Source organism: Skermanella mucosa, assembly GCF_016765655.2.
GTDB classification, from domain to species: domain Bacteria; phylum Pseudomonadota; class Alphaproteobacteria; order Azospirillales; family Azospirillaceae; genus Skermanella; species Skermanella mucosa.
In genome coordinates, this window is the sequence record NZ_CP086107.1 from 527,221 (window position 1) to 552,630 (window position 25,410).

A 25,410-nucleotide genomic window follows, 5' to 3' on the forward strand; every position below is an offset into this window, starting at 1 on the left:
ATTCGCGAGTATTCAAGGGTTTTCTCAAAAATAACCACAGAGTGTATATCACCATCACGCCGATCATAAACAAACCAAGTTTCTTCCCTCAACAGAAAATGACCGACCCTGTGCGTGTGCAGCGCCTCCCATAACGCCTGAATTATGCCGACAAGCGATCTTTTCGGACATTGCAGACGAGTAGAACTTCCGGTACAGCTACCCGCGAGAGAAGTCAGCGTGGGCGATCTGACGTCCTGTGGGATGACCGGGCGGCGGGGCGGGGGAGGGGACAGGGTGGACGGCGAGATTTTCACGGCGGCACCAGGGCAGGGGCTGGTGGTGTCGACCGGCATCCTCGGCGACCTCGTCCTTCCAGAAGGCACGTTCGACCCTGACCGCGCCGACGAGATCCGGGACCTCGCTGCTCAAGCTGCGGTCTATGCCACCCAGGCACGCGGACCAGGCACGCTGCGGGCATACCGGTCGGCTTGGCGCCAGTACGATGCCTGGTGCACCCGCCTCGGCCTGCCGGCGCTGAGCGGCGACCCCAGGCTTGTCGGCATGTATCTCACATCCGCGGCCGAGCGCCTCGCCGTCGCGACGCTCCAGGTCCACCTCGCCGCGATCGTCACCGCCCACCGCCTGGTCGGGTTGTCGCTCGACCCCGGTCACCCGAGCATCGCGCTGCTGATGGACGGTATCCGCCGGCGCAGGGGCACCCGCCCGGCCCGCCAGGCGACACCGATTACGCTGGCGATGCTGGCCCGCATGGTCCGGGCCCAGCCCGACACGCCGCTCGGCCTGCGCAACCGCGCCATCCTGCTCGCCGGCTTCGGCGGCGCCCTGCGGCGCTCCGAGATCGTAGCGCTCGACGCCGGCGACCTTGAGTTCGTCGAGGGCCGGGGGGTTGTGCTGACGGTCCGGCGCTCCAAGACCGACCAGCATGGGGCCGGGCAGGCGATCGCGGTCTGGCGCTCCGACGACCCGGATCTGTGCGCCCCGACCGCGCTGCGCCGCTGGCTTGATCACCGCGATGCTAATCATTCCGACGACCCTCTGTTCGTTGGCTTACGCGCCGGCGGTGTCATGACCGCCACCCGGCTATCGGACAAGGCGGTAGTTCGGCTCGTCAGAGACACCGCCGAGGCGGTCGGCGACGGCGATCCCGGGCTGATGGAAAGAACCTTCGGCAGCCTCGCTGTTAGTGCCACCCGCAGCTACTCGGGCCACAGCCTGCGCGCCGGCCTCGCCACCGCGGCGGCCGAGGCGGAGGCTCAACTCCACGACGTCATGCGCCAGACCCGCCACAAGTCGGTCGAGGTCGCCCGCCGCTACATGCGCTCCGCCGACCTCTGGCGCAACAACGTCACCGAGAAGGTCATTCGCCCTCGACCGTGAGGGCGGGGGGAGCGGTGAGGCCGCCAAAACAAAGCTGAGATCGCAAAGAGAAGACACACCTGTGAGCGGCTGCGTCCGCCGAAGTTGCTTCGACCCGGCGGATCGATCGGACGGGTCTGACAGTGCCGATGTGCTATACAGACGCCGGGGAGCCGCATGGGCGAGCTTTGATCTTGTTCGCAATCATACAAGGACTTTCATCTTGGACGCTGTCGACCATCTGACGGAGAACCAGGGCCCGATTGCTCCGACCCGGCCGCGGTCGGTTTACTTTGACGTCGTTGTCGAGGCAAAGAAGCCCGGCTTTGATGCCGACAGCTTCCGCCGGGGGCTGCAGGAGGCGCTTGTCCAGGATCCCGACCTGCTGGCGCTCGGCCGCACGCAGGGCGGCTTCACTGACCATGCCCGGTTCGTTGGCGTCGGTGTCGAACAGGCTGTGGCGGCTGCTCCTGCGGCGGCCTACCGGGTGCGCATTGACTTCAGGCCCGACGGCTGGATCGACCGCGACGTCGTCGACGCCATCATCGCCGACAACGTGAAAGCGGAGATGACGCTCTCCTGAAGCCGCGCCGCATGCCGGAAGGCAGCAGACCAGACGGTAAGGACGGTAGTGAAGTCATCCGCTATCATCGCCCCCGCCCGAACCGCCTGACTTTCACCATCCGAAGCGTTTGGTGACAGGTCCGATGGTCCCGCACTGAGCTGATGGGCACGGCTTTCCCACAAGCGCCGTGCCCCCGCCTCAGCCACCGTTGAGCGCGTCCTTGACAGCCTTGGCCGCCGTGAACTTAGCGGCTTTCGAGGCTGCGATCGTGATCGCCTCGCCGGTCTGGGGATTACGGCCCTGACGCTCGCCGCGCTCGGAAATCCCGAAGCTGCCGAAACCGGAGATGCGGACCTCGTCGCCCTGCTGCAGCGCCTCGGTGACCGTGCCGACCAGGGCCTCCACCGCCTTACCGGCGTCAGCTTTTGTCAGGCCGGCGCGCTCCGCAACAGCGGCAATCAACTCTGCCTGGTTCATGATTGAATTTCCCTTTCAATACTTTGCTCAAACAGGCGTCTAGGCTTTTCTGTGTCATTAAGTGGACCTGATAACAAGCAAAAATCTGTGTATGAGCTGCATAATCGGAGAGAACTCTGACCATAGTAGTAGCCCAAATACCCTTGGCAATGCTGGAGTCTTGGTCATGCCATAAAGGGCCGCGTCCGATTTCAGGAGGCTGAGGACGGATCTTCCGGGATCAGTGCGAGGCGGCCCGCGTAATAATCATCATAAGCTTGGTCCAGGGCTTTTTGGACCTGCGCCCGCAGGTCCGGCGTGGCGCCAATTTCCTGAACCGTCCAGTCAGTCAGTCCGGCGATCCGGTCGACGAACGCGAGAGCCGCCGCCAGCACCTTGATCTGCCGAACCACCGCAAGGCCGGACGGCAGGTGGGTCACGGACCATCCGCTGGTTCCCGCCTCGCCGATGGTCCGCTGGTCGATCCCGAACGGCGAACGGACGATCCCGTCAACATTGAGCCAGCCCTGGGGCGTGCTGATCGCAAAGGATGAGGCACGCCAGCCGGACGCCTGCGCGGCTTGACTGTCTGGCAGCATGGCAGATTGCATCGTGTGGCCCATGACGGCAGAATTGCAGAACCAAACCAAAACGTCTAGTTCGGTCCGACGCGATCATGCCCGGAGCGACAGCATACGCCGGCATCCCTCACGGGGCGGTTCAGCCGACAAGGACCTCCTCATCGAACGCCGCGCGCGCATCCTGTTCAGGCTGCCGATCGGCCATCGCGGTGCGGTACCAGTGCTCGGCATGCTGGAGATTGTGCTGCGTCGCGATTTCGTCGCCGATCACCTTGGCCTGCTGGGCAAGTTCCAGGTAGCGCGCGTACTTTGCCATGGCATTGCCGCCGACCTTGCCCCGGTCGGCCCCCGATCGACCGGCCCTGCCGTTCCATGACGGCTTGGGATCGGCCGGATACCGGCTGCGGGATCTTGATCGGTGCTGGTCAGGCGGCGTCACGGATGCCCTCATTGTATTGTGGATCATGATCGATGGGGCGGTTGTACCGCTGCCGGAGGGATATCACGCATTCCTGGAAAGAGCTACCAGGTGGATCCGGAACGGGCTCGGCCCAGCTCCGGGCGCTGAGGGTCAGGCGGGAAGTGACCGTCGGGAGTGGCGGGACGGGAAAGGCTCGCCGGGATGGTTGTCGGCCTTATGATGGTAATGGTGACCAGCGATGGGCAGATGTGAGGCCCGGAGTGACGCTGCTGTCCGGGCTATGACCTTGATTTTGCTCAGTGGTGACAAAGTGACACCGGTGGCACTCCGCGACAGCCTCTGAGGCCGACGAGAAGGCCGACGCGCCGTAGGCTTTTTCCCATGCCGGTAGGGACTTGTCGGCAACCCATGTTGCGAAAATAATTTATGGGAAATGTCGTTATTTCAAGATGTAGTTATACCACCACGGTCGCGATGAATGATGGCGACGAGCGTGCCATCCGGCTCAACTCGGCCATGCCAGCGCCGAGATGACCCGTCGGTACATCCGCGAGGCCAACATCTTCCGGCGAAGTTCTGCTGGCAAACTCGGACTCTGAAATGCGAGTGCCTAAATCGCTGTCGGCTGAGGTTGGGTCTGCTACCATCGGATCCAGGAGACCGACTGACGTACAAAAACACCCAAAGCAGCAGATCCTGTGTCAAGCCGCCGATGGGCTGGTAGCTTGCATCTCGAGAACCAGATGGCCGTCCGAAGGGAGCAGGCGGTCGACTGACACACCAGGTGGCAGCCTCATTCTTCTCAAAGTAGCATCACGATCAGCATCGACTGGCATGACCCTTCTGCGAACAAACTCTCAGGCCGGAAACCACATGTGTCATGTGGCAACTTATGAACATCTCTGTGTTAATAAGGTCTAGGTGATCTTTGTCATAACCTATAGAGTGCTTCCACAATACAGAGCCAAAAAATACAAGAATTAAGCGAGGGAGAGACGTTTATGAGCACGAACAAGTTGATAGGAAAGCGCATCGCTGACGCGTTGCGCACCACCAACTCTGACGTACTCGCCGGAAGCCAATCTATAACTATGAATGCATGGGAAAGTTTTGTTTTAGGACGCACTGACCGGGTTCCGGCGGTGCGTAATGTCATCGCGAATTCTTGGATGCGCTGCCTAGGTGATGGTGTCAACCCACATGGCTCGACGGCGCCATTGGTACCTTGCAGCGATATCGAGCTGGAAAGACAGCTTAATTGTGATTTGTTGCAGGCCGCCTCCGGCGTGCTGGCAGAAGCAGTCGATCTGTTGGCAGGCACAGGATCGCTCATGCTGATTACGAATGCCGATGGTGTCGTGCTTGAAGCCGTTGGTGATCTGCGGACGGTTAGCGCTGGGCAGGAAATTTGCCTAGGTCAAGGCGGGCACTGGAAGGAGAGCAATGCTGGCACCAATGGCATTGGCACAGCGCTCGCAGCAGGGCAACCAGTGTTGATAAATGCGGCCGAACACTATTGCGAAGGCATCAAGAAGTGGAGTTGCGCTGGTGCGCCAATCCGCGATCCAATAGACGGAACTATTATCGGCTTGCTCGATATATCAGGACTAAAACAAACTTTTACTGTACAGGTTCTTGCCTTAACTACAATTGCAGCTCATGCCATTGAACGTAATATTGCGCAGCAGACAGAAATTAAGCATTTTCGCCTATTGGAAGCCTGTCTGGAGGAGTCCGCAAAATATGCAGAGGATGGCCTGATTGCATGTGATGCTAAAGGACGCGTGCTGCACGTCAGTCGCAAAGCGATACAATTACTTGAACGACAGTTCGGACCGGGCGTAGTGAACCTCAGGCGTGGGAACCGGATCTCCAATTTGCCCGGACTGGCGGAGGTGAGTGATTGTGCCACCAGTTTATTGCCTGAGCTACGAGCAGATTGGGTCAAGCCCCTGTTCGTAGACGGAAAACGCTGCGGCACACTACTTGTGATCCCAGGCACATCCGGGAGGCGGATTGCTGGTCGCGTCCGCTCCGTGCCACATGAGAGCGACCCTGGCCGTGCAGACTTCAATTGCATTATCGGGAACAGCCCGAGCATGCAAACCGTCATAGATCAAGCTCGCCGATTGGCATCTCTGTCTATCCCGGTCCTTATCGAGGGTGAAACGGGGGTCGGCAAAGAACTCTTTGCGCGGGCGATCCACGGCACCAGCGATGTGGCAGGCGGACCATTCGTTCCGTTCAACTGTGGCGCTGTTTCCAAGGAGATGTTGGCTAGTGAGCTATTCGGCTATGTCCGTGGAGCCTTCACGGGGGCAAGCACCGAAGGTCGCGTAGGACGTTTCGAGCTTGCTAATGATGGCGTACTGTGCTTGGACGAAATCGGTGAATTGCCTCTCGATCTGCAACCCTATCTTCTGCGCGTTCTAGAGGAAGGGATCATTTATCGTATTGGCGACAACACTCCCCGGCGGGTTAACGCCCGTCTTTTGGCAATGACCAACCGAAACTTGCGCGAGGAAGTTGCAGCAGGGCGCTTCCGGCGGGATCTTTATTACCGGCTTAACGTGGTTAAATTGCACGTCCCTCCGCTCCGGAAGCGGGACGGAGATGTCGATCAGCTAATAGCCCACTTCAACCAAATAGTGGCCGATCGCTACAGCAGGGACCCTGTCCAGTTCACGGCCGAGACTATGGATGCGCTCCGTCTCTATGCTTGGCCGGGCAATGTCCGGGAGGTAAGGAATCTGATGGAGCGACTGATTTTGTTGTCTTCTAAGAAAATCGTCGGTGTGGAAGATTTGCCGGAGGAACTGCGTGAAACAGTTGCTGAGACCGGATCTGCTAAACCGTTAGAAGGACCGGCAACACTTGAAATGACTGAGCGTAGGGTCATAGAGGCGGCCGTTGCAGAAAGCCGGGGTAATATGACGGACGCGGCACGCGCATTGGGCATTTCCCGCAGTACCCTGTACCGGAAAATGAGTCAGTACGAGATTGATCGCGATAGTTGATCCTTGTAGCGTTTCGGTCAGCAGTATGGGATGGCGGGGGTGACCGGGAGGGTACAGCGGGCCGGGTGAAGATTTTTATTGATTTCGGCCAGTTACGTTCATCGCATCTATGTGGCGCGATCCACGTAGATCGTTTTAAGGCTGCAGTGAAATGACGAGGAGTAAATCTTTGGCGTCGATCTGGTCGCCGACCTTGACTAGGACTTCGGCGATGGTTCCGTCCTTTTCCGCATGCAGCGCGGTTTCCATCTTCATAGCCTCGATGGAAAGCAGCACATCGCCCGTCTTGACAACCTGACCTGGGGTAATGAAGACGTGGGAGATGACGCCAGGCATTGGGGCTCCGAGATGGGCGTTATTGCCGGTTTCCGCCTTTCGTACGGCCGAACCTATCGCGCCATGGGTACGGTCAGGCACCTTGATGCGGCGTGGCTGCCCGTTCAGTTCGAAGAAGACCGTGACCATGCCCTGAGCGTCCGTGCCGCTCATTGCCTGGTTGACGATGACCAGCGTCTTCCCCTTCTCGATCTCGGCGAGCAACTCTTCGCCGTCGCCAAGCCCGTAAAAATAGGCATGCGTCGGCAACACCGAGACGGGACCATAGGTATCGCTCGCCAGGGCGAAATCGGTGAACACCTTCGGGTACATGAGGTAGGAGGCGAGTTCGAAATCGTCGACCGCCCGCTCTAGCTTGGCTTCGATCGCTTTCCTTTCGGCGTCGAGATCGGCTTCAGCAAGCAGCGAGCCGGGACGGACCTTATAGGGCTTTTCGCCCTTCAGCGCCTTTTTCTGCAGCGCTTCCGGCCAGCCGTTCGGCGGCTGGCCGAGATCTCCCTTCAGCATCGAAATGACCGAGTCCGGAAAGGCGATATCTTTGGCGGGGTTTTCGACATCTGCGACCGTCAGATCCTGAGAGACCATCATCAGCGCCATGTCGCCGACCACCTTGGAGGATGGCGTGACCTTGACGATATCACCGAACATCTTGTTGGCGTCCGCATAGGTCTGCGCCACCTGATGCCAGCGTGCATCAAGGCCGAGAGAGCGGGCTTGTTCCTTGAGATTGGTGAACTGGCCACCCGGCATCTCGTGCAGGTAGACTTCCGATGCCGGGCCCTTGAGATCGCTTTCGAAAGCCGCATATTGACCGCGAACCGCTTCCCAATAGAAGGAAATGCGGCGAATCCATTCCGTATCGAGGCCGGGGGCGCGTTCGGAGGTCGACAGCGCCTCGACAATCGAGCCGAGGCATGGCTGCGAGGTGTTGCCGGAAATGGCGTCCATTGCCGCATCCACCGCATCCACGCCCGCATCGACGGCGGCAAGCACGGTCGCGGCTGAAATGCCGGAGGTATCATGGGTGTGAAAATGAATCGGCAAGCTGGTCGCCTCGCGCAATGCCTTGAACAGCACACCCGCCGCAGCGGGTTTCAACAGGCCGGCCATGTCCTTGACGGCGATGATATGGGCGCCGGCCTTTTCCAGCTCTTCGGCTAGCCCGATATAATACTTGAGGTCGTATTTCGGGCGCGCGCTATTGAGGAGATCGCCGGTATAGCAGATCGCCGCTTCGCACAGCTTGTTCTCTTGCCTGATCGCATCCATGGAGACGCGCATGTTCTCGACCCAGTTGAGGCAGTCAAAAACGCGGAAGACGTCAATCCCACCACTGGCCGCTTGGCGGACAAAAAACTTGACGACATTGTCTGGATAATTGGTGTAACCAACACCATTCGCGCCGCGCAGCAGCATCTGCAGCAGGATATTCGGGGCGCCTTCACGGATCATCGCCAGACGTTCCCATGGGTCTTCCGTGAGGAAGCGCATGGACACATCGAAGGTGGCGCCGCCCCAGCATTCGAGCGAGAAGAGGTTCGGCAGTGCGCGTGCATAAACGCCGGCGGCGCGAGCGATGTCATAAGTGCGCATGCGGGTCGCAAGCAGCGATTGGTGTCCGTCGCGCATCGTCGTGTCGGTCACTAGCAGGCGTTTCTGGCCGCGCATCCATTCGGCAAATTTTTGTGGGCCAAGGCTGTCCAGCAACTGTTTGGTGCCGTCTGGCACCAAACAGTTGCTATAGGGCAGCACGGGCTTGGTGGCGTGCAGCGAGGGCATCGGTCGCCCTTTGGTCTCAGGGTGACCGTTGACTGTCACGTCGGCCAGATAGGTGAGAAGCTTGGTGGCGCGGTCGGCCCGCTTCACCTGCGCGAAAAGCTCTGGCGTCGAATCGATGAAGCAGGTCGTGTAGCTGTTGTCGCCGAATTTCGGATGGGTAATGATCGCTTCGAGGAAGGTGAGGTTGGTCGCGACGCCACGGATGCGGAATTCACGCAGCGCCCGGTCCATGCGTCTGATCGCTTCCTCCGGGCTGCCACCCGATGCCGTAACCTTCTCCAGCAGCGGATCGTAATAGCGGGTGATGATCGCGCCTGTATAGGCCGTGCCGCCATCGAGGCGGATGCCGAAACCGGCAGCTGAGCGATAAGCCGTGATGCGGCCATAGTCGGGAATGAAATTATGCTCCGGGTCTTCCGTAGTGATGCGACATTGCAGCGCGTGTCCATTGAGGTGGATATCTTCCTGTTTCGGCACGCCCGACTCCGGCATTCCGATGACCGCGCCCTCGAGAATGTGGATCTGCGCCTTGACGATATCGATGCCGGTCACGACCTCAGTGACAGTATGCTCGACTTGGATGCGTGGATTGACTTCGATGAAGTAGAATTTGCCAGTATCGGCATCCATCAGATATTCGACGGTGCCAGCCCCGACATAGTTCGTCGCCTCGGCGATCTTCAACGAATAAGTCGCTAGTTCCTGACGTTGCGCTTCCGAGAGATAGGGAGCGGGTGCTCGCTCTACGACCTTCTGGTTGCGGCGCTGGATGGAGCAATCGCGCTCGAACAGATGCACGACATTGCCATGAGTGTCGCCGAGAATTTGGCTTTCGACGTGGCGCGCGCGCTCGACCAGTTTTTCCAAATAGACCTCGTCCTTGCCGAAGGCAACCATGGCTTCGCGCTTGGCTTCCATCACCTCCTTTGCAAGATCCTTCGGATCGCGGATGGCACGCATGCCGCGGCCCCCGCCGCCCCAGGATGCCTTGAGCATCACAGGATAACCGATCTCTCCGGCCATGTGGGCAACCTCCGCCATGTCGTCCGGCAGAGGTTCTGTCGCAGGAATCACCGGCACGCCGACCGAAATCGCCAAGTTTCGGGCTGCGACCTTGTTGCCGAGCCGACGCATGGTATCCGGTGTTGGGCCGATGAAAATGAAGCCTGCATCGCTGCAGGCCTCGACGAATTCGGGGCTTTCCGATAGGAAGCCGTAGCCTGGATGGATCGCATCGGCGCAGGAAAGCCTAGCTACCCGGATCACTTCGGAGATGGAGAGATAGCTCTCGATCGGCCCCATATCCTTGGAGAGATGCGGACCCCGGCCGACCTGGTAGCTTTCATCGGCCTTGAACCGATGTAGCGAAAGCTTGTCCTCTTCCGCCCATATGGCGACGGTCTTGATACCGAGTTCATTGGCGGCCCGAAACACGCGGATGGCGATCTCGGATCGGTTAGCAACGAGAATTTTTGAAATCGGCAAAGCAGGCCTCCTGTGCCTGTGCATTCGTTTCCAAACTCCCGAGCGGCTTGCAACGGAGCCTTCGGGGTAAATCAGCTGCTGTTAGTCTCTATCGAAACAATTGCAGCTTCAGGTATTCGGATAGGGGTATAACGGTTGCAAGAAGGTGACGGGTCAAAAGGGCCAAGTGCTGGTCGATGGCAAGGGTAATCTGCTGAAGACAAAGGTTCCCTAGGCCAACATTCATCTGGGCCCGATGTCGACGTTCAACGAACTACTTCGATTGTTTCTGCAAATAGGCGATAATGTCCCGCCGTTGCTTCTCATTCTTGACGCCAGCAAAGGCCATTTTGTTACCGGCAATTTTGCCCTTCGGATCGGCGAGGAAGGTGTCAAGGTTTACTTCATCCCAGGTGATTTGGGAATTCTTCACTGCCGCGGAGTACTGGAAGCCTTCCACCGAGCCGGCCTTGCGCCCGACGACGCTATGGAGATTTGGGCCGATGCGGTTGGGGCTACCTTTCTCAATAGTGTGGCAGGCCTTGCAGGCGTTGAACCCCTTCTCGCCGGCGGCGGCATCGCCTTCCGCCCAGGCGGGGCCTGTGCCGAGCGCGATGAGGTTCGCCACGCCGGCTGCTAGGATATATCGCTTCATAAGTGGACTCCTCTGATGATCTTTTTTACGGCCTCCAGAAAGCACTGGAATATTCCGAGATTTCATGCGACGCGCGAAAAGCGTGCCAAAAGTCAACAATGGCTGAGCTACCTGAAAAATCCAAATGTCCGGTTTGCCATCGCGCTTATTCTCGACTTTACTGCTCAATCCATAATTCCCGAAGGAACAAGTACCGCATCTATCGGACAAGACATGCCCGCCTAAGCTGCTTTGCTTGCCGCTAAAGATCAATTTTCAAATTTTCTAAAGCTAACTTCCTATTCCGTGGCCAACTTGCAACGGATTCGGCAAATCCGGTATGGTTCTCCAACGCTTGCGGCAGTGGACCGCCGGTCGCCCAGTCCAGCAGTTCGACCGTATGGACGATCGGGATCGACGTGCCCGATCCGATCTGGGTTATGCAGCCGATATTGCCCGCCGCGATCACCTGCGGCTTGGTGCTCTCGATGTTGCGGACCTTGCGCTCGCGCAGCTCCCCCGCGATCTCCGGCTGGACCAGGTTGTAGATACCGGCGGAGCCGCAGCACAGGTGCCCTTCAGGCACCTCGCGGATCTGGAACCCCGCCTTGCCCAGCAGCGAGCGCGGCGGCGTCTTGATCTTCTGGCCGTGCTGCATCGAACAGGCGGAGTGGTAGGCAACCACCTGCCCCGTCTCGACCACCGGCTCGCCAAGGCCAAGCTCCGCCATGAACTCGGTCACGTCCTTTGCCAGCGCCGAGATCCGCGCCGCCTTGTCCGCCATCTCCTTGTCCTCGCGGAACATGAAGCCGTAGTCCTTGACGGTCGTTCCGCAGCCGGACGTATTGATGACGACCGCGTCCAGCCCGCCCTTCTCGATCTCCCTGGTCCACGCCAGGATATTGGCGCGGGCATAGCCGTGGGCGTTGTCGGTCAGGCCCATGTGATGGGTCAGCGCGCCGCAGCACCCGGCGCCCTTGGCGACCACCACCTCGACCCCGTGCCGGGTCAGCAGCCGCACCGTCGATTCGTTGATCGCCGTGTTCAGCACCTGCTGGGCGCAGCCGTTCAGGATCGCGACCCGCTTCCGCCGCGTCCCCTCCGCCGGGATCACCTGCGGCTTGTCCACGGGGCTGGGACCGGGGATCTTCTTCGGGGCCAGCGCCAGCATGCCCTTGAGCTTGGCCGGCATCACGCCGGCAACAGGCCGCCCGGCCTTGGCCGCCATCAGGGCCATCCGGAACAGGCCCGGACGCGGCAGCACCGTCGCCAGCATCTTGCGCATCAGGCGCTCGGAGGCAGGGCGGCGGTAGGTCTTCTCGATATGAGCGCGGCCATGGTCGACCAGATGCATATAGTGCACGCCGGACGGACACGTGGTCATGCACGACAGGCAAGTCAGGCAGCGATCGATATGCTTGACCACCTGATCGGTCGCCGGCTTGTCGTTCTCCAGCATGTCCTTGATCAGGTAGATCCGGCCCCGCGGGCTGTCCAATTCGTCGCCCAGCAGGGCATAGGTCGGACAGGTCGCGGTACAGAAGCCGCAGTGGACGCAGGCGCGCAGGATCTTTTCGGATTCCCGCGTATCGGCGTCGGCAAGCTGGGCCAGGGAGAAGTTGGTCTGCATGGCGGTTCTCCGCGTCAGACCCCGGCGTACATACGGCCGGGATTGAAGATGCGCTTAGGGTCCTGGGATTCCTTGACGCGTGCCGACAAGGCCGCCAGCGTCGCTGCCTGGGGATGAAAGACGTCCGCCGAGGCCCGCACCATATCGGGCGCCCGGATCAGCGTCGCGTGGCCGCCGCCGAGACCTATGGCCTCACGGATCACTTCCTGCCCCGCGCGCTCGACCGTGGGATCGACCGCCAGCCAGATCAGCCCGCCGCCCCAGTCGAAATACGCCTCCGCCGGAATCCTTGAGGCGATGTCGGCCGCCACCCGCGCGCCATCCGCCGGCGGCACCGACAAGCGCCATACCAGCTTTTCCGGGTTGGCGACGAACGGCTTCACGTCCCTGACCGCCGCCCAGAACGCCAGCGACGGCTTCCGCTCCAGGAACTCGACGCTGCCGAAGTCCCGGAACAGGTCGCGGAACTTGCCGGCCCGGTACTCGATCGACGGCCCGAAGCCTTCCAGCCGGATCGCCGTCGCCGCGACGCCGCTGCCAAGCTCCTCGACCCCGACGCCGCCCGCCAGGGCTGCTGGGATATGGGCGGCAGCCGCCACCTCGTAAGGACTCTGAAGCGCCAGCGCCATGACCCGGATCGCCGTCGCGTCGTCCAGCCCCCGGATCAGGACCGTCCTGGTGTCCTCCGGCGCCGGCAGCACCTTGAGCGTGACTTCCGTCAGCAGCGCCAGCGTGCCGTAGGACCCGGCGAGCAGCTTCGGCAGGTCGTAGCCCGTGACGTTCTTCACCACGCGGCCACCCGCCTTGAAGGCCTCGCCGCGACCGCTGACCGCCTGACAGCCCAGGAAGTGGTCGCGCGCCGCCCCGGCCTTGACCCGCCGGGGGCCGGCCAGATTGCACGACACCACGCCGCCGATCGTCTGCTTGCCGGCCTCTCCGCCCAGCAGCGGCCCGAAATCGGGCGGCTCGAAGGCGAATTGCTGGCGGTTCTCATCCAGCAGCGCCTCCAGCTCGGCCAAAGGCGTTGCGGCCTGCGCCGACAGCACCAGTTCCGCCGGTTCATAGAACTTCAGGCCCGACAGGTCCGATACGTCCAGCGTGTGGGTCGCCTGGAACGGCCGGCCCAGCGCCCGCTTGGTGCCGTGGCCCACCAGTTCCAGCGGGGTTTCCTCGGAAATGGCCCAGCGGACGGCTTCCAGCGCCTGCGCCGCGTCCGCCGGCTTCAAATGAGTCGTCATGCCAGCCCTTAAAAGCGCGGAAGATCGGGGAACGGCAACTGGCCGCGGTGGATATGCATGCGGCCCAGTTCGGCGCACCGGTGAAGCTGCGGGAACACCTTGCCGGGGTTCAGCAGGCCGTCGGGGTCGAAGGCGCACTTGACCCGCTGCTGCTGGTTCATGTCGGTTTCGGTGAACTGATGGATCATCAGGTCACGCTTCTCGACCCCGACGCCATGCTCGCCTGTCAGCACGCCGCCGACCTCGACGCACAGCTTCAGGATATCCGCGCCGAAGTCCTCCGCCGCCTGCAACTCGCCCGGCTTGTTGGCATCGTACAGGATCAGCGGGTGCAGGTTGCCGTCGCCCGCGTGGAACACGTTGGCGACCCGCAAACCGTAGCGCTCCGACATCTCCGCCATCCGGTTCAGCACCAGCGGCAGTTCCTTGCGCGGGATCGTACCGTCCATGCACAGATAGTCCGGGCTGATCCGCCCGACGGCGGGGAACGCCGCCTTGCGCCCGGCCCAGAACACCATCCGCTCGTCCTCGGACGAACTGACGCGGATCGACACCGCCCCGCATTTGCGGGCGATCGTCTCGACCTCGCCGATCAGGTGGTTGACCTCCGCCTCCGGTCCGTCCAGTTCGACGATCAGAATAGCTTCCACATCAAGCGGATAGCCCGCGTGGACGAATTCCTCCGCCGCGTGGATCGCCGGCTTGTCCATCATCTCCATGCCGCCGGGGATGATGCCCGCCGCGATGATGGCCGCGACGCAGTCTCCCCCAGTCTCGCTGCTGGGAAAACCGATCAGCACGGCCCGCAGCGTCTCCGGCTTCTTCAGGATGCGCACCGTCACCTCGGTCACGACGCCCAGCAACCCTTCGGAGCCGGTCATGATGCCGAGCAGGTCGTAGCCGTCGCTGTCCAGGTGCTTGCCGCCCAAGCGCACGACGTCGCCATTCATCAGCACCATCTCGATGCCGAGGACGTTGTTGGTGGTCAACCCGTATTTGAGGCAGTGGACCCCGCCGGAGTTCTCGGCGATGTTGCCGCCGATCGTGCAGGCGATCTGGCTGCTGGGGTCCGGCGCGTAATAGAAGTCCTCATGCGCCACAGCATTGGTGATGCCCAGGTTGGTGACGCCTGGCTGGACCGTGACGGTCCGGTTGCCGTAGTCGATATCCAGGATCTTGTTGAACTTGCCGAGCCCCAGGATAATGCCGTCGGCCAGCGGCAGCGCTCCACCGGACAGCGACGTGCCGGCTCCGCGCGGGACGACCTTGATCCCGATCTCGTTGCAGTATTTGAGGACTTGGGAGACCTGCTCGGTCGTCTTCGGCAGGACGACGATCATCGGCAATTGGCGGTAGGCGGTCAGGGCGTCGGTTTCGTAGGCGCGGAGTTCGTCGGTGTCATCGATCACGCCCTCGCCGGGTACCATCGTCCGCAGGGCTTCGACAATTTCGCGGCGGCGGGTCAGAACCGACGCATCGAGTGGTGGCATCTGCATCATTGTGTATTCCCCTATTGCTTCCCACTCGCCGCCCAACCCATTCGCCGCCCAACGGGCTATCCCCCCCGCGGAGGTCAAACATGACCCAAGGTCACTACGCCTCAATGCCTCAATACGGATAAGGTTTGTCGCGAAGGATGAAGCGGTTGACAGACGCTACTTCCTCTCCGCCTCCTCCGGTTTCACCTTCTTCTCCGCGATGTAGCGGGCGCCCAGGATCAGGGCGCCTATCGTGAAGTCCTCACCGTGCACGGCGGTCATTTCTTGTGACAGGTCGGCGATCCGCTTGAAGAACTCATCCTTGGATGCCTGCTCGTCCGGTGTCGATTGTTCGGTCATTGTGTTGATTTCCCAGTTTTAAGTTTAGTTCGTTCCGGTATTAGGCGCTTAATGATCTTCTCGGTTGCTACCACAGCAAGGTATTAGTGGTATCGACAACCATTCAACCATTGATCGGGGCCCATCCCCCTGCCCAGCGCACGTTATTCGAGCATCTCCATCGGCAGACTTCAGCACCGGAATCTATCTCTTAGACATACGGCTCTAGAATCCTTCACTGTTGCTCACCCCCGTGCGACACTGTTCAAGACTAGCAGCTGAAGTACATCAGGACTCTCAAGAAAATTCAACAGCACGTTACCTTTACTCAAGTTTCTTTAGGTTTATGTACTATAATCCTTGTATTAGGATGTCGCTTCTCGTTTACTTCCTTGAGTATGCCACTAATCTGATCAAGAAGTTCGTGGGCTTGATCTTTTGATACTTCGGCGTTTACGGGATTGACATCATCGTATTCTTGATTGAGACCGATTAAAGCGGACATTATATATACGAATTCACTTGTTGAAAACTCAACAATGATGTTTTGACTGGCAACATCAGTTTCCGGATGTGTAACGTCAATAAGTCTCATATTTCCCTCCATTGTAAGAATACAGAGCCGGCTACCCGGCTCCGTATCTCTATCCTGGTTTCACGTCTCGATGAATCTTACTGGCGGCCAAGCATCTCGGCACCACCACCCCGGGCCAAGCCCGCAGTAGGATCAACGTTTTCCGGTCTGTCAGCAATCAACGTATGGGTGGTAAGGATCAGCTTAGCGACCGAGACTGCATTCCGCAGCGCGCTGCAGGTTACCTTAACGGGATCGATCACACCGGCAGCGAACATGTCGCCAAACTGCCCAGTATGGGCATTGAAACCAGTTCCCTGTGCAGCACCGGCGACCTTCGCCACGATGTCGGCGCTGTTCAGCCCGCAGTTCTCAGCGATGCAGGCGAGTGGCTGAGTGATTGCTCGTTGAACCAGCCGTACACCCTCGCGCTCCCCATTGGTGGTCTCCTCAGCTAAAGCGTCGAGTACCGACGCAATCTGCACCAGAGCAGCTCCACCGCCGGCCACCACTCCTTCGGCTCGCGCGGCGCGGGCGGCATTGAGTGAGTCTTCCAAGAGTTGGGCCAAGCGTTTCTGTTCCACTGGCGTTGCGCCGCCAGTCAGGATTGTGGCCGTACCATTGGTCAGCTTGGCTAATCGCTCCGCAAGTTTATCGCGTTCTATGTTCGGAGGCGCAGCCTCCAGTAGACGCTGAACCTGGGCGCGGCGAGCGTGGACTGTGGCGACGTCACCATGTCCGCGGACGAGGATCGTTTCATTGGCCGAGATGTGCGCTTGGTCGGCCGAGCCTAGGTCATCCAGTGTGACGGTCTCAATCTTGCCACCGAGATCGCGTGCAATGACGCGACCACCAGTTAAGATCGATATGTCTTCCATCATTGCCTTACGCCAGTGTCCGAATTCCGGCGGGTTCACAGCAACCGCCACTCCCTGGCTGTTGCGTCGCATTGCCATCAGGGCAGCAACGACCTCAGGCGAAACCTCATCGGCGACGATTAGCAATGGCCTGCCGGTCCGGGATACCTGCTCCAGGATGCGGATTACTGGGTCGGGTGTCGTGATTTTATGGTCGGTCAGGAGAATATAGGGCTCGTCGAGCACCGCCCGCATGTTTGTAGTATCGGTTGCCATATGATGGGAGATGAAGCCTCGATCAAATGCCATACCTTCGAGGACGTTGAGTGTAGTTTCAGTGCCCGGAACCCCATATTCGACCTCTACGATGCCTTCTGAGCCGACCCGGATCAGAGCGTCAGCAATCAACCGCCCGAGCGCTGGCTCGGTTGCGGCGACGATAGCCACTTGTTCCAGCTCAGCATTATTGCGTAGCGGGCGGGCCGAGCGCCGTAGTTCTCGCGTTGTGAGGTCACAGGCGCGTTCAATCCCCGCTATGAGGTCGACCGCACTATGACCAGCGTTCAGCACCTTGACCCCATCTTGGATCAATGCGTTGGCCAGTACGGTGGCAGTCGTCGTGCCGTCACCGGCGACCTCATTGGTCTGCTTTGATACCTCACGAACGACCTGGGCACCCATGTTCTCGAACCGGCACTCCAGTTCGATCTCGTCTGCGATGCTGACACCATCGCGCGAGATGAGGGGGGTACCAATCGGCCGGTCGATAATCGCGTTTGTGCCTTTGGGTCCGAGGGTGCCCTGCACGGCCCGAGCCAGTTTGGCAACACCGCGGGCCAACGCTGCACGCGCCTCTTCATGGTGCAACATCATCTTTGACATTTCTGCTTTCCTCGCCTTTATTGCCTATCTCGTACCCACAGGCCGGACTGGCTTTTTTCGGTGATGCTTGTTCGATGAGGATCGTTTAAGGGGTGTTGGATCGCGCTAAGAAAAGGAGGCCGCTGGGCAGTTTGGAAGGCATTCAGGCGGGGAGGGAGATCCGGAAGCCTTAGATGTTCCCAGCGGCCCGACGCTCACTCGTATTGGAGCGCGTCATCCATGTTGCCGAACAGCATGACCGTGTCGTCGTCGATCATGACCATGCGGCCGTAATGGGTGGAGGTGGAGATCTCGAACAGATGCGGGGTCATTTCACGCCCAAGGGCCTCGCTGATCTCGTTCATCTTGAACTCGATCCTGCCTTCGCCATCGATACGAATCATGGCAGGTAGATAGGTTACCTTGATGCCGGGCTTTTCCTCCATCACTTCGGCAATGCAACGAGCCTCGACACTATCGTTCATCGTCACCCCGCACTGGTGTGAGACCGTGCCGTCCAAAGTAATGTTATCGATCGACTTGAATAACTGCTGTCCCGTGGTCACGCTCATAACATCTTCCTCACACTAGGGGGTGACTCATTCGGCAGCGGGGGCAACATCCGCGTCACGCGCCGGACCGGAGATGTTGGGCACCATGATGTCGATGCCGATCTCGCGGCAGATTGCCTCAACGCGGTTCTTGGCCTGAGCGAAGGCGTCGGTGAACTGCGCCACCTTGACCCGAGGATGCGACCAGATCGGCTGGAGCTGCAGGGCCGCCTTGACGATGAGGGTACAGTGCCAAGAGAACCATTCCTGCATAATCGCCCGATTGTGCAGGCCCTGAGTGGGGTCTTGGGCCAACAAAGCGAACAACTCGACAGTGTTAGCCAGATTTCGCTCGTAATCCGCTTCTGCTGCCGAGACTACTGTCGGTGTGGAGAAATCGTTGTGCGCTGCTGCGGTCTGCATGACGAAGCCGCTACGAAATAGTTCGCCGATCAGCGGCTCAAACACGACATTGATCGCGAAATACTGCTCCAGGTAGTCCGATGCACCGCGGATGTGCTCGACCGCCTCACGGCAGCCCTGCCAGATCGGGTCTTCCAGCCAATGCTTCTTGCCGGCATCGGCATCGAACATGCCAATGTCCATGCCGATCTCAGCCAGATACAGAGTCAGATCCTGTGCGAAGCGCAGCTTGTACGATGAGTTGGTCAATATGGCATTGTTGACCATCTGGGTGTAACCATACCGCTGGGCATGCATCAGCGCCGTGCCCAGGCCGTATTCAGCATGCTTGAAGGCGCCGACATGGTCCTGCAGAACCTTCACCCAGGCTTGGTCAAAGCGCTTTGGCGCACCCGCCCGGCGGGCATTTTCGACCACATTCTGAATCATGCCGACAATGGTCGATTGGCGCTGGTAATGGGTACGTTCCCATTCCTGGTCGGGAGCACGGAATTTGTGCCAGTCGGAACTCTTCAGGCGCGTCCAGTCTTTGGAGTAAGTTGGCACACCATCGCCAAAGGACAGTATCCAGTTCTGGAGCAGATAGCGTTCCGGATCTGGCTGAACGTCCAGCGTCATGTCCTCATAGTGGGTAGCCCTGCGGCCTTTGGGCTCGAAGTAGTTATACTGGCGACTGTCCCAGCCGGGGAACTTCTTGGCGCCGGCCGCTCCGGATCTCACTTCCTGAACGGGTATCGGTTCCTGAGCGGGGATTGCTTCCTGAACGGACATTGTTTTCCTCCCTTCGTCTTGTCTGGGTCAGTGTGTGGCAGGGGTAAATTTATCGAAGTAGATCCGGTCTGATTCGACCCCGGCTACCTGCATTACAGGCAGAACGGCATCGATCATCGGCGGCGGTCCGCACGAGTAGGCATCGGCCTGGTGAACCTCATCAAGTGTGGCCAGAGAGCGCCGCACCACATCGTGGATGAAGCCGGTTTCGCCCGACCAACCGTCGCCGTCCTGCGCATGAGAGAGTGCGGGAATGAACGCAAAGTCGGGCATCCGCCCAGCCAAGTCGGCGAAAAGATCAAGATGGAACAGGTCACTCTTGGAACGCGCACCGTAGAAGAACCGGACTGGGCGGGTCTCGCCGCTCTCCGCTTGATCTAGCAGGATCGATAGCAGAGGTGACATACCGGAGCCGCCGCCAACCAGCAACATCGGCCCCTCGCGTCCCTCGCGCCGGAAACAGGTGCCATAGGGACCGCGGATCGACACCTGGTCGCCTACCTTGAGGCCACCATCAAGCTCCGAGGAGAAGGCCCCTTGCGGATATTTTTTGATGATGAAGCGCAGTCGCTGCTGCTCACTCGGCGGATTAGCCATGGAGAAGGAGCGGGTGATACCTTTGCCCGGCAGAGTGATATCGACATACTGCCCAGCCCAGAACTTGATCGGCTGCTCGACTTCGATCTCGAGGAGCCGGATGTCCTGAGTAAGACTTTCAATCCGGGTTAGGTGAGCGGCATAGTCCTTGACTGGGATCGAGCGCGACAGCAGATCCTCGTCATAACTCAGCAGCTCGACTTCGATGTCGCTGTAGGCGAGCGTCCGGCACAATAGAATGTGATTAGTCTCGCGCTCGGGGTCGGACAGAGCGAAAGTCGAATATTTCATCATCTCGACATCGCCATCGGTCAGGATGCACTTGCAAGCGGAACACTGTCCTTCCTTGCAGCCGTGCATGAGCGAAATGCCTTGGCGGAAAGCGGCATCAAGGACCGTTTCACCCTCCTCGACCTCCATTTCAATGCCGACCGGCTCAAGTCGAACTTTATGGACAGCAGACTTTGGCATGATGTTCTGGATCATTGGTCATAGCCTTCGGTTCAGCGTGCAGAGCACGCTGTCTGGCAGGGCAGGGCCGGCTGGTCATCGGGAGAGACGGGGAGGAATTACGCTCTCCCCGCATCCCATCGAAGATTTTAGATGCGCCGAACCGTGAAGCCCTTCCGGTACTCCTCAATGTGCTGCTGGCGCTGCTCCGGGGCCATTTGGCGAAGCTTAACCAATGGGCTCTCGAGCGTATAGCCGCGGACGTGATCGAGCGTCCACATATCCTTTTCCTCAAAGGACAGGTGCGGCTGTGCAATCAGCGTCTTACCATCGGACCGCACGAAGCCCATGTCCTGGATCACGTCGGCGATATCCCAGCCGTGATAGACTTCTTCCCACTGACGCCGGCCGGAAAAACGGCCCATTGCCGGAGTCGGGCGTCCCTTGTACTCAGAAGCGAACGCCTCCTTGTGGGTCCAACGATCGACCTCGTGCGCATAAGTATAGAGCTGCCCGTCAACCTCATCAACCATGAAGTCTTCGCGAATGACGCAAGGTACCAAGTTGGACCAGCAGCGGTGTGGATAAACGTAACCAGTATCGGCAAAGGTGATGGGTACGCTTCCCGGCTTGCTTAGCTTAGCATAGTTTTCCCACCATGCGCCGTATTCATCATACCAGCCCGGATACTTATGTTCGAACCACTCGAAATCACGCTCGTCAAGCGCTCCGATTCGCCAAAAATTGGCCCACCAGCCGGCTGAGAAGAACTGAGCCACCTTGTGGACATAGCCCTTCTTAACGATGCTGTCGAACGCCTCATGGACATCGTCGTGGTGGATCTTGATGCCATACTTCTCCAGCGGTAGCATATAGGTCCGGTAATAATCCTCGTAAATCCACCGATGCCACAACTCGGCATAGGATTCCTTGTTCTTGTCCCGATTCTTGGTGCCGTATTCGATGATGGTACCAATCGCGGCATCTACGATGGCGTGGTTCTGCCAGAACGCGTAACGAACATCACGTTCGAGTAGCATATGATTGTCCGGTTCCTTGAGAACCGACATCAGCATTGAATGGCCGTTGCCGATGTGCCGGGATTCGTCGCTCTGGACCGACAGGAACACGGTCGGCAGAGCATAATCGCCGTTGCGAGCAGCTTCGGACGGCATAGCGACGAATAACGTGTTCGTAAAGGCAGTTTCGGCAACCACCTGGAGGTAGATATTGGATGAGGTAATGGCGTCTCCGGTTATAAAAGCTTCACCAAACTGCCGCCCGATGGTAGTGGCATAGCACTTGCCGAAAGCCTTTTCAGTAATATCAAACCCGGCTGGGTCGATATAATTTTCCATGTACCATTTCTTCAAGTTCATCTGAATGGTTGAGTGCCGGAACTCATCAACCATCTGCATTGTGAACCCGGTCCGCAGTTCATCGCCCGGGGCGAGTTGGCCGAGCATGGCCATGGCGCGGGCTGCGGAGATCTCCGGAAATGGAATGATCGCCAAGAACAGCTTCATCCACTCGACCCACTGGGGCTCGACGTTTCGGAACATATCGCCGCGCAAGGCTGCATCCAAGGCGCCATAAACACGGTTGTCTTTCTCCTCCTCCATTGGGAAGTAAGAACGCAGGACCTGCTTCATAGGGTCCCGAGGAGCCTTGGTGATCTTGTAGTCCGTCGGGAAGGTCATTGCCTCCTTGACGTAGGATGGCGTCCAGCCTAGGTCGGCAACACGGCGTGCGGCCTCGCTGATGCTGATACCCTTTTGACTTGTGATTTTGTTGAGCGTCAACCCATCAGGCATTTCTTTACTCCCTAGAATACTGCGTCACTGGAGGGCGGTTAGCTATCCGCTCCGAAGCGCATTGCTGCCGGAACCTTGGCCACAACTTTCGGCCTAGCCGCTGCTCCGGTTCACGATAGCTTCCGTTGCGTCGCCATTGTGGAGCCAACTCCAAACGGTCATTTGGTTCATTGCCGCAGGTGCTATGGATTCCCGCAGCGCAGAGAAGGTTAGCAATCCGCGTGCCAAGTACTCGGCTCCCATTTTTCAGAAGTTTTTTGCAAACAAGGCTTCAACCTGTGTCAAAATGAGACATTTATCTGTGTCATGCGTCTCAGAATGAAACATTTGTTTTGGTACAAATAGATCTATTGCAAAATTCACTATTATGGAATTCAGTTTCATTGAATATAAAATTATAAATAGGAATTAATCTTGAGCATTATTCAAGGTTATTTTTGCACTGCAGCATAGTGCGCCTCAAAGAAATCCAACTTCTAGCGCTGTCTCGACTTCAAGAGCAGACTATTCTTGGAAGCTCTCAAGCTGGAAACGGAATGACATGAGCGCAGCTATCCCCCGGACCAGCGGCCCGGGGGACTGCGGCTATTACCGGTAACGACCGTGCTTCTGCAGAACCTCGATTTTGTAGCCGTCAGGGTCTTGGACGAAGAAGAATTTCGCCATCAGGGAGCCGTCTCGGAAAAATTCCTTGATGTCCGTTGGGTTGTAGCCGAGTTCCCGGTGTCGCCGGTGCTCGGCTTCCAAGTCGTCCACCACGACGGCGATATGGCCGTAGCCGTCACCGTGGGTATAGGGCTCTTTTCGGTCATGGTTTATGGTCAACTCCAACTCGGCGCTGCTCGCCTCGTCCAGCAGGTAGACTAAGGTGAATCCATCAAACGGGAACCGCGCTGCCTCCTTGAAGCCGAAGGCGTTCGCATAGAATTGTTTCGACCGGTCTTCCTCGAGAACCCGGATCATCGCATGGATGAACTTAGCCATGGTCTCTCTCCAATTGCTCTTATTTCGGCTGCTCACCCGTTTTCGGGCGGGCACCAGCTGCGGCGTCCATGTCGGTCGCGCCCTTGCCAGGCTTCAATAACTTTCCTTGCTGTTCCTGGGAGTTGTCGGTCTTCGAGGGCGCCGGTGGGCCCTCCGTAGTCGTGCCGGGAGTTCCAGGGCCCGGCGAGGACCCGGTCACGGCGGCTCCCGGAGCGACCTGACCGGCACCCTGCGCCGGTAGCGGCTCAGTTGACCGAGGCGAGGTCTGCGTCGTAGTTTGCTGCGCCGATGCCGTTCCCGCGCTGCCGTTCACGGCAGACAACAAGGTCAGCACACCCGTTAATGCAATCAGTCGGCTCTTGGTCATTACGTTCCTCCCTTTGGTGCATTGAAACCGTTCCGGTGCCCCATTGTGTTGGTATCAATGTCACTGAGTCCGACTGAATGGAGATCTTTCTGCACGGCGGCGCTCACCAAACCCTCCGCTCAGGCATCGAGACTCTATCGAGATCCCTACAAGCCCGGCCCTCAGCCGGTAGAGACCTCTACTGACGCCGCCTTATTCTCGGCAGGCGGATGCGCTCTCCATAGGTCGACCAGTCACGGAAAAGGGCAGGGGGCGGGCGCGCCCGCCCCTGCCTTCCTCGGTCAGATTTCCTTTTTGCCCATCTGGTTGGCGATATATTCGGCCTGCCGGATAGCGAGCGTCACAATCGTCAGCGTCGGGTTCTCTGCGGCCCCGGTCGTGAACTGACTGCCGTCAGAGATAAACAGATTCTTCACATCCCAAGTCTGGCCCCACTTATTGACGACGCCGTCTCGAGCGTTAGCACTCATGCGATTGGTGCCAAGATTGTGCGTCGAGGGGTAGGGCGGCGTTTCGTACACCTCTTGGGCTCCCGCCGCCTTGTACACCTCCGTGCCCTGCTTGTAGGCATGGCTACGCATAGCAATGTCGTTGGGGTGATCGTCGAAATGCACATTCGGTATAGGCATTCCGAACTTGTCCTTCTCGCTCCCGTGCAGCGTCACTCGGTTGGTCTCGCGCGGCATGTCCTCACCGACGATCCACATACCGGCCATATTGGAATAGTTTTCCATCTTGTGCGTGAACTCGCTGCCCCATGCGCCGGGATCGAGGAAAGCGGCCATAAAGGGCAAACCGAGTGAGAGCGTCTCCATCTCATAGCCACCGGCGAAGCCGCGCTCGGGCCGGTGTCCGGCCTCGTCGCGAATGATGCCAGCCATCGTTGTGCCGCGGAACATGTGCACGGGCTGGTCAAACGCAGCGTAGACTGTGCCGGTCACGTGCCGCATGTAGTTACGCCCTACTTGGCCGGAACTGTTGGCAAGGCCGTCTGGGAACTTGGCTGAAGCCGAGTTCAAAAGAAGGCGAGGGCTTTCGATGGAATTGCCAGCGACACAGACGACCCGCGCCTTCTGCAAATGCTGCTGGCCATCCTTGGATGCATAGAGCACACCGCTGACCTTACCGGCTGCATTATGCTGAATCTGTAGGACTTGGCATTCACTCCTCAGCTCCAGTTTGCCGGTCTCCAGTGCGGCTGGGATCTCAGTATTGAGCGTGCTCCACTTCGCCCCGCTTTTGCAGCCTTGAAAACAGAAGCCAATCTGCTGGCAACTTGGACGGTCGTGCCTAGGCACGCTGTTGATAGCCATGTGCCCGGTACTGACTTCCTTATACCCGAGCCGCTTCGCACCCGTGTACATGACCTTGAAGTTGTTATTACCCGGCAGGCCAGGGATGCCGTTAGTTCGTGTCACGCCCATTTTGTCCTCGGCCCTTGCATAATAGGGCTCGAGTTCAGCAAGTGTGACGGGCCAGTCAAGCAGGTTAGCGCCCTGTATCTCGCCGAAGTTCGTTTTGCTTCTGAATTCATGCTCTTGGAAGCGGAGAGAAGCTCCAGCCCAGTGCGTACTCGTGCCGCCTACAGTCTTGCAGATCCAAGCCGGAAGGTTGGGAAAGTCACGCGCGATTCGCCAGCTTCCCGAGGTAGTGCGCTTGTCTAACCAGGCGAGCTGGGCGAAGCTTGCCCACTCGTCGTTGACGAAGGTGTCAATGCTTTCCTGTCCCCCAGCCTCGAGAAGTACAACGCTGATGCCTTTTTGGCAAAGCTCATTGGCGAGCGTGCCGCCACCGGCTCCGGAGCCGATGATAACGACTACCCCGTCGTCTTTGAGATCAAATGTTGCCATGGTGTCCTCCGTCT

20 protein-coding genes are annotated in these 25,410 nt (G+C 59.1%); 3 read left to right on the forward strand and 17 right to left on the reverse strand.

Going from position 1 to position 25,410, the window contains the following annotated elements; genetic code table 11:
• Nucleotides 1–276 precede the first annotated feature (276 nt).
• Both JL100_RS32340 and JL100_RS32345 read left to right on the forward strand, forming a co-directional pair.
• Entirely contained in the window at nt 277–1,380 is a 1,104-nt protein-coding gene (locus JL100_RS32340) for a site-specific integrase (protein WP_202685169.1), read from the forward strand.
• Nucleotides 1,381–1,582: 202 nt separating this feature from the next.
• Nucleotides 1,583–1,942 (forward strand): hypothetical protein, encoded by a 360-nt coding sequence (locus JL100_RS32345; RefSeq protein WP_202685170.1) that lies wholly within the window; start codon nt 1,583–1,585, stop codon nt 1,940–1,942.
• A gap of 180 nt (nt 1,943–2,122) precedes the next feature.
• Here JL100_RS32345 and JL100_RS32350 read toward each other — a convergent pair whose 3' ends face one another.
• The 3 genes from JL100_RS32350 to JL100_RS32360 form a co-directional block, all read right to left on the reverse strand.
• Nucleotides 2,123–2,401: an HU family DNA-binding protein gene (locus JL100_RS32350; protein WP_202685171.1), complete on the reverse strand. Its 279-nt coding sequence runs from the start codon at nt 2,399–2,401 to the stop codon at nt 2,123–2,125.
• 191 nt (nt 2,402–2,592) lie between these two features.
• Nucleotides 2,593–3,003 carry a hypothetical protein gene (locus JL100_RS32355; RefSeq protein ID WP_228421558.1) on the reverse strand — a complete coding sequence of 137 codons (411 nt, stop codon included), beginning with the start codon at nt 3,001–3,003 and terminating at the stop codon, nt 2,593–2,595.
• Nucleotides 3,004–3,100: 97 nt separating this feature from the next.
• Nucleotides 3,101–3,400: a DUF4167 domain-containing protein gene (locus JL100_RS32360; RefSeq protein WP_202685173.1), complete on the reverse strand. Its 300-nt coding sequence runs from the start codon at nt 3,398–3,400 to the stop codon at nt 3,101–3,103.
• Between the two features lie 983 nt (nt 3,401–4,383).
• On the opposite strand from JL100_RS32360, the gene JL100_RS32365 reads away from it, so the two are divergent.
• Nucleotides 4,384–6,399 (forward strand): sigma-54-dependent Fis family transcriptional regulator, encoded by a 2,016-nt coding sequence (locus JL100_RS32365; protein WP_202685174.1) that lies wholly within the window; start codon nt 4,384–4,386, stop codon nt 6,397–6,399.
• 135 nt (nt 6,400–6,534) lie between these two features.
• Here JL100_RS32365 and pyc read toward each other — a convergent pair whose 3' ends face one another.
• The 14 genes from pyc to JL100_RS32435 all read right to left on the reverse strand — a co-directional run bounded on the left by pyc (nt 6,535) and on the right by JL100_RS32435 (nt 25,396).
• Complete coding sequence (pyc, locus tag JL100_RS32370; RefSeq protein ID WP_228421560.1) at nt 6,535–9,999, reverse strand: pyruvate carboxylase; 3,465 nt, start codon at nt 9,997–9,999, stop codon at nt 6,535–6,537.
• 253 nt (nt 10,000–10,252) lie between these two features.
• Nucleotides 10,253–10,801, reverse strand: a complete 549-nt coding sequence (locus tag JL100_RS32375; protein WP_323378595.1) for a c-type cytochrome — start codon at nt 10,799–10,801, stop codon at nt 10,253–10,255.
• A gap of 73 nt (nt 10,802–10,874) precedes the next feature.
• A complete protein-coding gene (gene glcF / locus JL100_RS32380; protein WP_202685176.1) occupies nt 10,875–12,242 on the reverse strand; it encodes a glycolate oxidase subunit GlcF in 1,368 nt (455 codons plus the stop codon).
• A gap of 14 nt (nt 12,243–12,256) precedes the next feature.
• Complete coding sequence (glcE, locus tag JL100_RS32385; protein ID WP_202685177.1) at nt 12,257–13,480, reverse strand: glycolate oxidase subunit GlcE; 1,224 nt, start codon at nt 13,478–13,480, stop codon at nt 12,257–12,259.
• 8 nt (nt 13,481–13,488) lie between these two features.
• A complete protein-coding gene (locus JL100_RS32390) occupies nt 13,489–14,976 on the reverse strand; it encodes an FAD-linked oxidase C-terminal domain-containing protein (RefSeq protein WP_202685178.1) in 1,488 nt (495 codons plus the stop codon).
• Between the two features lie 159 nt (nt 14,977–15,135).
• Complete coding sequence (locus JL100_RS32395) at nt 15,136–15,318, reverse strand: hypothetical protein (protein ID WP_202685179.1); 183 nt, start codon at nt 15,316–15,318, stop codon at nt 15,136–15,138.
• Between the two features lie 307 nt (nt 15,319–15,625).
• A complete protein-coding gene (locus JL100_RS32400) occupies nt 15,626–15,892 on the reverse strand; it encodes a hypothetical protein (RefSeq protein ID WP_202685180.1) in 267 nt (88 codons plus the stop codon).
• Nucleotides 15,893–15,969: 77 nt separating this feature from the next.
• A complete protein-coding gene (gene groEL / locus JL100_RS32405; protein ID WP_202685181.1) occupies nt 15,970–17,610 on the reverse strand; it encodes a molecular chaperone GroEL in 1,641 nt (546 codons plus the stop codon).
• A gap of 194 nt (nt 17,611–17,804) precedes the next feature.
• On the reverse strand, nt 17,805–18,161 hold the full coding sequence (locus JL100_RS32410; RefSeq protein WP_202685182.1) for an MmoB/DmpM family protein: 357 nt from the start codon (nt 18,159–18,161) through the stop codon (nt 17,805–17,807).
• A 27-nt stretch (nt 18,162–18,188) separates the two neighbouring features.
• Nucleotides 18,189–19,334 (reverse strand): aromatic/alkene monooxygenase hydroxylase subunit beta, encoded by a 1,146-nt coding sequence (locus tag JL100_RS32415; RefSeq protein ID WP_202685183.1) that lies wholly within the window; start codon nt 19,332–19,334, stop codon nt 18,189–18,191.
• 27 nt (nt 19,335–19,361) lie between these two features.
• On the reverse strand, nt 19,362–20,417 hold the full coding sequence (locus JL100_RS32420; protein ID WP_202685184.1) for an NADH:ubiquinone reductase (Na(+)-transporting) subunit F: 1,056 nt from the start codon (nt 20,415–20,417) through the stop codon (nt 19,362–19,364).
• A gap of 113 nt (nt 20,418–20,530) precedes the next feature.
• The gene (locus JL100_RS32425; RefSeq protein WP_202685185.1) at nt 20,531–22,195 is read right to left on the reverse strand and encodes an aromatic/alkene/methane monooxygenase hydroxylase/oxygenase subunit alpha; all 1,665 of its coding nucleotides are present in this window, start codon (nt 22,193–22,195) and stop codon (nt 20,531–20,533) included.
• Nucleotides 22,196–22,783: 588 nt separating this feature from the next.
• Complete coding sequence (locus JL100_RS32430; protein ID WP_202685186.1) at nt 22,784–23,179, reverse strand: VOC family protein; 396 nt, start codon at nt 23,177–23,179, stop codon at nt 22,784–22,786.
• Between the two features lie 648 nt (nt 23,180–23,827).
• Nucleotides 23,828–25,396, reverse strand: a complete 1,569-nt coding sequence (locus JL100_RS32435) for a GMC family oxidoreductase (RefSeq protein ID WP_202685187.1) — start codon at nt 25,394–25,396, stop codon at nt 23,828–23,830.
• Nucleotides 25,397–25,410 lie beyond the last annotated feature (14 nt).